General features: G+C 65.4%; 6 protein-coding genes. All 6 read left to right on the forward strand.

Going from position 1 to position 8,917, the window contains the following annotated elements; translation table 11 throughout:
- Positions 1 to 121 precede the first annotated feature (121 nt).
- The 6 genes from KBW95_RS24235 (at position 122) to ahpF (ending at position 8,802) form a co-directional block, all read left to right on the forward strand.
- A complete protein-coding gene (locus tag KBW95_RS24235; protein WP_211527136.1) occupies positions 122 to 3,592 on the forward strand; it encodes a response regulator in 3,471 nt (1,156 codons plus the stop codon).
- 6 nt (positions 3,593 to 3,598) lie between these two features.
- A complete protein-coding gene (locus tag KBW95_RS24240; protein ID WP_211527135.1) occupies positions 3,599 to 4,429 on the forward strand; it encodes a protein-glutamate O-methyltransferase CheR in 831 nt (276 codons plus the stop codon).
- Complete coding sequence (locus tag KBW95_RS24245) at positions 4,426 to 5,031, forward strand: chemotaxis protein CheB (protein ID WP_211527134.1); 606 nt, start codon at positions 4,426 to 4,428, stop codon at positions 5,029 to 5,031. Before KBW95_RS24240 ends, KBW95_RS24245 begins: the two co-directional genes overlap by 4 nt.
- On the forward strand, positions 5,028 to 6,248 hold the full coding sequence (locus KBW95_RS24250) for a hybrid sensor histidine kinase/response regulator (protein ID WP_211527133.1): 1,221 nt from the start codon (positions 5,028 to 5,030) through the stop codon (positions 6,246 to 6,248). Before KBW95_RS24245 ends, KBW95_RS24250 begins: the two co-directional genes overlap by 4 nt.
- A gap of 253 nt (positions 6,249 to 6,501) precedes the next feature.
- Positions 6,502 to 7,065, forward strand: a complete 564-nt coding sequence (gene ahpC / locus KBW95_RS24255) for an alkyl hydroperoxide reductase subunit C (protein WP_211527132.1) — start codon at positions 6,502 to 6,504, stop codon at positions 7,063 to 7,065.
- Positions 7,066 to 7,224: 159 nt separating this feature from the next.
- Positions 7,225 to 8,802, forward strand: coding sequence for an alkyl hydroperoxide reductase subunit F (ahpF, locus tag KBW95_RS24260; RefSeq protein ID WP_211527131.1), 1,578 nt, complete (start codon positions 7,225 to 7,227; stop codon positions 8,800 to 8,802).
- Positions 8,803 to 8,917: the final 115 nt, after the last annotated feature.

Genomic DNA, 8,917 nt, shown 5'->3' on the forward strand with positions numbered 1-8,917 from the left:
CAAACCCCCCCCCCCCCCCCCCCGGGCGGCGCCCCCCCCCCCCCCGACCCTACCGTGTGCGCCAAAAAAATTGTATGAGTTACACTTTGGATATTTTTTTCCTAATAAATATCCAAAACGCATGACGGGCACCTCCATCGATAACTTCGAGTTTCGCCGCATCCTCACCCGCAACCTCGTATTGCCCTTAGGAATGAGCTTCCTGAGCGCCGTCGTGTTCGTCGGCCTCATCGCTTACCTGATCAACGTCCTGAATTGGGTCGAGCATTCCGAGAAGGTGATCGGCAACGCGCACGAGGTCAGCAAGCTGTCGGCCGACATGGAGGCAGGCATGCGCGGCTACCTCCTGTCCGGCGACGAAGCCTTCCTGTCCCCCTACCTGCTGGCGTCCCAGCGGGTGGAAGACGGACTTCGCTCGCTGGCCGACCTGGTCAAGGACGCACCCTTGCAGGCTGAACGCGTGCGCCGCGTCAACGCCGCCCAGAAGCAGTGGAATCAATACGCCAGCGAGATGATCGCGCGCCGCCGCGTGGGCGCCGACGTGGTCGAATCGGTGCGCAGCGGCCGCGGCAAAGTGCTGACCGACGAGGTGCGCCGCAATTACGACGAATTCGTCACCGTCGAAGGACGCGTGCTCCAGGAGCGCAACGATTCCGCGCGCCGGGTGGTGTTCTGGTCGGTCGTGACCTTCCTCACCTTCAGCGTGGCGGTGGGCGTTGGCCTGGCCCTGTTCGGGCGCCGCCAGCTGGTCAGCCTGTCCACCAGCTACCGCGAAGTGCTGGAACACGAGGCCGAGCACAATGCCGAGCTGCGCCAGCAGGCCTGGCTGCGCACCGGCGTGAACGAGCTGACCATGCAGAGCGCCGGCATCCATAACCTGGAGCCGCTGGCCGAAGCCGTGCTGGCTTATATCGCACGCTACCTGGACGGCGCCGTCGCGGCCATGTACGTGCGCAGCGAAGAGGGCGTGCTGCGCCGCATCGGCGCCTATGGCTTCCCCTACGACGGCAACGACCACGCCAAGGTGATCCAGCCGGGCGAATCGCTGGCCAGCAAGGCGGCAGGCGACAACCGCATCCTGGTCTTGCGCGACCTCCCGGACGGCTATCTCAAGGTGGCCACCAGCCTGGGCAACACGCCGCCGCGCGAGCTGATCATCGCGCCGGTCTACAATCATGGCAAGGTCAAGGGCGTGATCGAGATCGGCTTCCTGCACCCGGTATCCAAGCGCGACCGCGAGTTCATGGAGCTGATCGCCCCGGTGGTGGGCGCCTCGATCGCGGCGGTGCTCTATCGCCAGCGCCTGCAGCACGCGCTGGAAGAAGCCCAGACCCTGAACGAGGAACTGCAGGTGCAGCAGGAAGAGCTGCGTACCGCCAACGAAGAGCTGGAAGAGCAGTCGCGCGCGCTGGAAGAATCGCAGACCGCGCTGGAGAACCAGCAGGCCGAACTGCGCACCACCAACGACCAGCTGGCCGAGCAGGCGCTGGCGCTGGACATGAAGAACGCGGCCCTCACCGGCGTCCAGGAAGAACTGCAGTCGCGCGCGCTCGAGCTCGAACGCGCCAGCCGCTACAAGTCGGAATTCCTGGCCAATATGTCGCACGAGCTGCGCACGCCGCTCAACAGCTCGCTGATCCTGGCCAAGCTGCTGGCCGATAACGCCGGCGGCAACCTGACCGACGAGCAGGTGCGCTTCGCCCACACGATCTACTCGGCCGGCAACGACCTGCTCCAGCTGATCAACGACATCCTCGATATCTCGAAGGTCGAAGCGGGCAAGCTGGACCTGGTGCCGGAAGACGTCCCGATCCGCCGCGTGGTCGAGGGCCTGGCGCGCACCTTCGAGCCGCTGGCGCGCCACAAGTCGCTCGACTTCAAGGTCAACATCGCGCCCGACGTGCCGGCCACCCTGCACACCGACCGCCAGCGCATCGAGCAGGTGCTCAAGAACCTGCTGTCGAACGCGGTCAAGTTCACCGATAGCGGCGCGGTCAGCCTGTCGGTGGCGACTGGCGTGGACGGCATGCTGGCCTTCCGCGTGCAGGACAGCGGCATCGGCATCGCCCACGACCAGCAGGAAAAGATCTTCGACGCCTTCCACCAGGCCGACGGCACCACCAGCCGCCGCTTCGGCGGCACCGGCCTGGGCCTGTCGATCTCGCGCGACCTCACGGGCCTGCTGGGCGGCACGCTCACCGTGTCCAGCGAACCCGGCGAGGGCAGTGTATTTACCTTGAACCTGCCGCGCGGCGGCGTCCCTGCACTGGCAAGCCCGGCCCCGGCGCCCGCCTACGCACCTGCCGCGCAACCGGCACCAGTGGCGGCCACGCCGGCGCCGGCTCCGGCGCCGCAGTCCGATCCGGTGGAAGTCTTCCCGGACGACCGCGACGAGGCCGGCGACGGCCGCCGCACCGTGCTGGTGGTCGAGGACGAGCCGCAATTCGCGCGCATCCTCTACGACCTGGCCCACGAAATGGAATACCGCTGCCTGGTGGCGCAATCCGCCGACGAGGGCCTGGCCCTGGCCGCCAGCCAGAAGCCGGACGCGGTGCTGCTCGACATCCGCCTGCCGGACCGCTCCGGACTGACCGTGCTCCAGCAGCTCAAGGACAACCCGTCCACACGCCACATTCCGGTGCACGTGGTGTCGAGCATGGAGAATGGCGGCGAGGCCCTGCACCTGGGCGCGATCGGCTATGCGCTCAAGCCAACCTCGCGCGAGCAGCTGGAAGAAGTGTTCCGCAAGCTGCAGGAGAAATCGACCCAGAAGATCAAGCGCGTGCTGCTGGTCGAGGACGACGAGCGCCAGCGCGAGAGCGTGGTGCAGCTGATCGCCGACGACGACGTCCAGATCGCGCCGGTCGGCACGGCCGGCGAGGCGCTGGAACTGCTGCGTACCGAGATCTTCGACTGCATGATCATCGACCTCAAGCTGCCCGACATGCAGGGCAGGGAGCTGCTCGAGCGCATGTCGAACGAAGAGCTGTGCTCCTTCCCGCCGGTGATCGTGTACACCGGCCGCAACCTGACCCGCGACGAGGAAGCCGAGCTGCTGCGCTACTCGCGCTCCATCATCATCAAGGGCGCGCGTTCGCCCGAGCGCCTGCTGGACGAGGTGACCCTGTTCCTGCACAAGGTCGAGTCCGAACTCTCGTCCGAGCGCCAGACCATGCTGAAAGCCGTGCGCGGGCGCGACCGCGTGTTCGAAGGGCGTACCATCCTGCTGGTGGACGACGACGTGCGCAACGTCTTCGCCCTGACCAGCGCGCTGGAGCAGCGCGGCGCGAAGGTCGAAGTGGGCAGGAACGGATTCGAAGCACTGGAAAAGCTCGACCAGGTGCCGGGCATCGACCTGGTGCTGATGGACGTGATGATGCCGGGCATGGACGGCCTGGAAGCGACCCGCCGCATCCGCGCGGACGGCCGTTTCGACCGCCTGCCGATCGTCGCGATCACGGCCAAGGCCATGAAGGACGACCAGGAGCAGTGCCTGGCCGCCGGCGCCAACGACTACCTGGCCAAGCCGATTGACCTGAGCCGCCTGTACTCGCTGCTGCGGGTGTGGATGCCGGCGCTGGAGCGGATTTGACGAGCCATGAGTAAGCCACCGAGCGATTTCGACATCGAACTGCGCATGCTGGTCGAGGCGGTCTACCTGAAGTACAACTACGACTTCCGCGACTACACCGGCGCGTCGCAAAAGCGGCGCGTGCTGGTGGCGATGCGCGAGATGGGCTGCGACACGGTGTCGGCGCTGCAGGCCAAGGTCCTGCACGAGCCGGACGGCTTCGCGCAGCTGCTGCAATACCTGACGATTCCCGTCACCGAGATGTTCCGCGACCCGGAATACTTCCTGGCGGTGCGCGAGCAGGTGGCGCCTTTCCTGCGCACCTACCCGTCGCTCAAGATTTGGGTGGCCGGCTGCAGCACCGGCGAGGAGGTGTATTCGCTCGCCATCCTGCTCAAGGAAGAGGGGCTGCTCGAGCGCAGCATCATCTACGCCACCGACATCAATCCGCAGTCGCTGGAAGCGGCGCGGCGCGGCGTGTTCCCGCTGGAGCGCATGCGCCTGTACACCGAGAATTACCAGAAGGCCGGCGGCACCAGGGCGTTCTCGGACTATTACGTGGCGGCCTACGACGGCGCCAAGTTCGACCGCTCGCTGGTGGAGAACGTGACCTTCGCCGACCACAGCCTGGCCACCGACAGCGTGTTCTCGGAAACCCATTTCGTCAGCTGCCGCAACGTGCTGATCTACTTTAACCGCCAGCTCCAGGACCGCGTGCTGGGCCTGTTCCACGAGTCGCTGTGCCACCGCGGCTTCCTGGGACTGGGCAGCAAGGAGTCGATCGACTTCTCCAGCTATGCCCAGCGCTTCGAACCGCTGGCGCGGCGCGAGCGCCTGTTCCGCAAGGTGGCGTCATGACGCTCGACACGCAGATCGCAGGCGCCCTGGACGGCCGCGGCATCGAAATGGTGATCATCGGCGGCTCGGCCGGCGGCGTCGACGCCCTGATCGCCTTGCTGCCGGCGCTGCCGGAAAGCTTCGGGCCGGGCGTCGTGTGCATCCTGCACATTCCGTCCGACCGCGACAGCCGCCTGGCCGAGCTGTTCGCCACCCGCGTGGCGCTGCCGGTGCGCGAGGCGCGCGACAAGGAACCGATTCAGCCGGGCACGGTGTATTTCGCCGGTCCGGGCTATCATCTGTCGATCGAAAACGACCGCAGCTTCTCGCTCAGCTGCGAGCCGCCCGTGCATTTCGCGCGGCCGGCGATCGACGTCCTGATGGAATCCGCCGCCGACGTCTACGGCCCGGCGCTGGCAGGCATCCTGCTGACCGGCGCCAACCACGACGGCGCCGACGGCATGGCCCGCATCAAAGACTGCGGCGGGCTGACCGTGGTGCAAGACCCGAACGAAGCCCAGGCCAGCACCATGCCGGAAGAAGCCATCCGGCGCTGCGCCCCGCACCTCGTGCTGCCCCTGGAAGGCATTCGCACGCTGCTGCCCTTGTTGGAGAAACCATGAGCGTCCAAGACCCAAGCAAGATCCTGATCGTCGACGACCTGCCGGAAAACCTGCAGGCACTGGAAGCGCTGCTGCGCAACGAGGAATGCGAGATCCACCAGGCCGGCTCGGGCGACCAGGCCCTGACCCTGCTGCTCGAGCACGAGTTCGCGCTGGCCATCCTCGATGTCCAGATGCCGGGCATGGACGGCTTCCAGCTGGCGGAGCTGATGCGCTCCACTTCGCGCACCCGCAACATCCCGATCGTGTTCGTCTCGGCGGCCGGGCGCGAGCTCGACTACGCCTTCAAGGGCTACGAAAGCGGCGCGGTCGACTTCCTGTACAAGCCGCTCGACCCCGACGCGGTGCGCGGCAAGGTCAAGGTCTTCGTCGCGCTCGACCAGCAGCGGCGCGAGACGCGCCGCCAGATGGCGGCGCTGGAGCGCAGCCGCCAGGAGCAGGAAACCCTGCTGCGCGAGCTGAACCAGACCCAGGAAGAGCTGCAGCGCTCGCTGCACATGCGCGACGACTTCATGTCGCTGGTGGCGCACGAGCTGCGCACGCCGCTCAACACCCTGTTCCTGGAAACCCAGATGCGCAGCCTGCAGCTCAGGCGCGGCAATGCGGCGGCCTTCAGCCCGGACCAGATGGAAGCCATGGTGCGCCGCGACGAGCGCCAGATCAAGGCCATGATCCGCCTGATCGACGACATGCTCGACGTTTCGCGCATGCGCAGCGGCAAGCTGTCGATCCGGCCCTGCGATGTCGAGCTGATGAGCCTGCTGGACCGGGTGGTGAGCGACCTGGCCCTGCAGGCGGCCTCCACCGGCACCACCCTGACCCTGGTACCGCACGACCCGATCAAGGGCTGCTGGGACGAGTTCCGCATCGAGCAGGTGATCGTCAACCTGCTGACCAATGCGCTGCGCTACGGCGGCGGCCTGCCGGTCGAGGTCAGCGTGCAGCTGGAGGGCGACATGGTGAAAATCGACGTACGCGACCAGGGCAAGGGCATCGCGGCGACCGACATCGAGCGCATCTTCGAGCCCTACGAGCGCGGCGCCCGCAACGGCGAGCCCAAGGGACTGGGCCTGGGACTGTACATTTCGCGCCAGCTGGCCGTGTCGCACGGCGGCGAACTGCGCGTGACCAGCACGCCGGGGGAGGGCTCGACCTTCAGCCTGCACCTTCCCTGCACCGAGCAGCTGATTGTCGTCGAGGCCGCCAGCGACGCCTGATCCTTCCTTCTCGCGTACGGCGGCCGAGACCGCCGTACGCCAATCGGGCCCACGGTTGCACCCGCTTGGCATTTGGGCCACACTGTCCGGGCTCCACTTTCCCCATTGACCTGTTATTAAATGGGCTGAGCAATACTTGACTGATAGGTAAAATCAATCAAGAATATCGTTTCAATCAATTTCACAAACGATGAGCAGTCCGATAAACTGCTTCTCACTGAACTGATTCATCAACCGCAAAACAGGAGATTACATGTCCCTCATCAACACCCAGATCAAACCGTTCAAGGCGACCGCTTACCACGCTGGCAAGTTCTTCGACCTGACCGAAGAAAACTTCAAGGGCACCTGGTCGGTCCTGATGTTCTACCCGGCTGACTTCACCTTCGTCTGCCCGACCGAACTGGAAGATCTGGCCGCATTCCAGCCGGAATTCGAAAAGATGGGCGTGAAAGTGTACGGCGTGTCGACCGACACCCACTTCGCCCACAAGGCATGGGCCGACACCTCGGACGCCATCAAGAAGGTCAACTACCCGCTGATCGGCGACCCGACCGGCGTCCTGTCGCGTAACTTCGAAGTCATGATCGAAGAAGAAGGCTTGGCGCTGCGCGGCACCTTCGTGATCAATCCGGAAGGCCAGATCAAGGTCATGGAAGTGCACGACAACGGCATCGGCCGCGACGCATCGGAACTGATGCGCAAGGTCAAGGCAGCCCAGTACGTCGCATCGCACCCGGGCGAAGTGTGCCCGGCCAAGTGGACCGAAGGCGCCGAAACCCTGACCCCGTCGCTGGACCTGGTCGGCAAGATCTAATCGCGTAGTCCCGTAGTTTGTCCGGGCCGCCGCGGCGGCCCGGTTCATTTCTAAGCCAGCTTTTTATGCCTGGAAAGGCCAGGCAATCAAATTAGTCGATCTCACAGCAGATTTACTACTTTGCTTATTGAACGCTGAACGACGAAGAAGGAAAAGACGATGCTCACACCTGAACTGAAAACCCAGCTTGGCGCCTACCTCCAGCGCGTGCAGCAGCCTTTCGAGATGATTGCTTCCCTGGACGACAGCGACACCTCGAAGCAGATGCGCGACCTGCTGGACACCATCCAGGGCCTGCGCAGCGACAAGATCACCGTGCGCTACGACGGCAACGACGCGCGCAAGCCGTCCTTCTCGCTGGCGCGCCCCGGCAGCGGCACCCAGCTGCGCTTCGCCGGCCTGCCGCTGGGCCACGAGTTCACCTCGCTGGTGCTGGCCCTGCTGTGGACCGGCGGCCATCCGCCGAAAGTCGAGCAGGACGTCATCGACACCATCAAGGCGCTGGACGGCGACTACAACTTCGAAGTCTACATGTCGCTGAGCTGCCATAGCTGCCCGGACGTGGTGCAGGCGATCAGCCTGATGGCGATCCTGAACCCGCGCGTCAAGGCCACCGTCATCGAAGGCGGCGCCTTCAAGCAGGAAGTGGAGGCGCGCCAGGTGATGGCGGTGCCGGCCCTGTTCCTGAACGGCGAGCTGTTCAACTCGGGCCGCACCACCGTGGAAGAGATCGTCGCCAAACTGGACACCGGCGCCGGCGCCCGCGAGGCGGCCAAGCTGGACGCCAGGGACCCGTACGACGTCCTGATCATCGGCGGCGGTCCTGCCGGTTCGGCGGCGGCGGTGTACGCGGCCCGCAAGGGCATCCGCACCGGTATCGCGACCGGCCGCATGGGTGGCCAGGTGAACGACACCATGTCGATCGAGAACTACATCTCGGTGCTGGAAACCGACGGCCCGAAGTTCTCGGCCGCGCTGGAAGCCCAGGTGCGCCACTACGGCGTGGAAGTGATGCAGCAACAGGAAGCCGCCCAGCTGATCCCGCCGTCGACCCCGGACGGCCTGGTCGAGGTGCGCTTCGCCAACGGCGGCACCCTGAAGTCGAGCACCGTGATCCTGTCGACCGGCGCGCGCTGGCGTAATGTGAACGTGCCGGGCGAGCAGGAGTACAAGAACGCCGGCGTCAATTACTGCCCGCACTGCGACGGACCGCTGTACAAGGGCAAGCGCGTGGCGGTGATCGGCGGCGGCAACTCGGGCGTCGAAGCGGCGATCGACCTGGCCGGTATTGTGGAACACGTGACCCTGCTGGAGTTCGCGCACCAGCTGAAGGCGGACGCGGTGCTGGTCAACAAGCTGGAAAGCCTGAAGAACGTGAGCATCCACACCAATGCGCAGACGACCGAAATCGTCGGCGACGGCAAGAAGGTCAACGGGATCCGCTTCAAGGACCGCATCAGCGGGGAAGAGCACCTGGTGCCGCTGGAGGGTGTGTTCGTGCAGATCGGCCTGGTGCCGAATACCGAGTGGCTGAAGGGTTCGGTGGAACTGTCGCGCTTCGGCGAGATCATCGTGGACGATCATGGCCGGACCAATATCCCGGGTGTGTTCGCCGGGGGCGATGCGACCACGACGCCGTTCAAGCAGATCGTGATCGCGGCGGGGGACGGGGCGAAGTGCGCGCTGTCGGCCTTCGATTACCTGATTCGCAAGCCGGTGGCTGTCGAAGCTGCCTGAGTAGTTCGCTGAAAAGGAAACGCCATCTCCTGCGGGAGATGGCGTTTTTGCTTTATGAGTCGTGCCAACGCTCGTCTTCACCTCCGCGCGGGAAACCCGGGGGGGGGGGGGGGGG

It is taken from the genome of Massilia sp. ZL223, from assembly GCF_018119395.1.
Classification (GTDB): domain Bacteria; phylum Pseudomonadota; class Gammaproteobacteria; order Burkholderiales; family Burkholderiaceae_D; genus Telluria.

Bases quoted from the DNA above. Each gene is read 5' to 3' on its own strand.
- KBW95_RS24235 (WP_211527136.1), top strand. From the start codon at position 122: ATGACGGGCACCTCCATCGATAACTTCGAGTTTCGCCGCATCCTCACC.
- KBW95_RS24240 (WP_211527135.1), top strand. From the start codon at position 3,599: ATGAGTAAGCCACCGAGCGATTTCGACATCGAACTGCGCATGCTGGTC.
- KBW95_RS24245 (WP_211527134.1), top strand. From the start codon at position 4,426: ATGACGCTCGACACGCAGATCGCAGGCGCCCTGGACGGCCGCGGCATC.
- KBW95_RS24250 (WP_211527133.1), top strand. From the start codon at position 5,028: ATGAGCGTCCAAGACCCAAGCAAGATCCTGATCGTCGACGACCTGCCG.
- ahpC (WP_211527132.1), top strand. From the start codon at position 6,502: ATGTCCCTCATCAACACCCAGATCAAACCGTTCAAGGCGACCGCTTAC.
- ahpF (WP_211527131.1), top strand. From the start codon at position 7,225: ATGCTCACACCTGAACTGAAAACCCAGCTTGGCGCCTACCTCCAGCGC.